The sequence below is a fragment of the Bartonella sp. MR168JLCBS genome, assembly GCF_042194175.1.
Genome location: NZ_JBHIMP010000455.1, coordinates 1 through 649 on the forward strand (window position 1 = coordinate 1; position 649 = coordinate 649).

The window sequence follows — 649 nt, forward strand, 5'->3', positions numbered from 1 at the left end:
CGATTGATATTGCGCTTGATCCACTTGAGGGAACAACAATTTGTGCTAAAAATCTTGCTAATTCCTTAGCTGTTGTTGCAATTGCGGAAAGGGGTAACTTACTTTATGCTCCTGACGTTTATATGAGAAAAATTGCTATTGGTCCCGGTTATCCAAAGGGGTTGGTTGATATCGATGCTTGTCCTGCGGACAATGTTCACGCTCTTGCAAAGGCTAAGGGAGTGGCTGTTAATCAGATTACTGTTTGTATTATGGATCGGCCTCGCCACGAAAAACTGATTGATGAAGTACGGGCAACAGGAGCATCAATTCGTTTAATTGGTGATGGAGATGTTGCTGCCGTTATTGATACAACTGATTCAGATGAAACCGGCATTGATATCTATATGGGCATTGGTGGAGCGCCAGAAGGCGTATTAGCTGCCGCAGCTTTACGCTGCATTGGTGGGCAGATGCAAGGACGTTTACAGCTTGATACAGAAGAAAAAATCGCACGTGCAGCCACGATGGGAATCGATAATCCTCATAAAGTTTATACAATGGAGGAAATGGCGAAAGGTGATGTTCTATTTTCTGCAACAGGTGTCACTGATGGGAATATGCTTTCTGGTGTTAAATTTACTCCTCGTTACATTCAAACGGAAACTCT

Annotated in this window: 1 protein-coding gene; it reads left to right on the forward strand. The window is 43.1% G+C overall.

All coding sequences use genetic code 11. The annotated features are described in order from the left end of the window. On the forward strand, positions 1-649 hold a 649-nt coding region (locus tag ACFIK8_RS11935; RefSeq protein ID WP_375669551.1), incomplete at both ends, for a fructose-bisphosphatase class II family protein.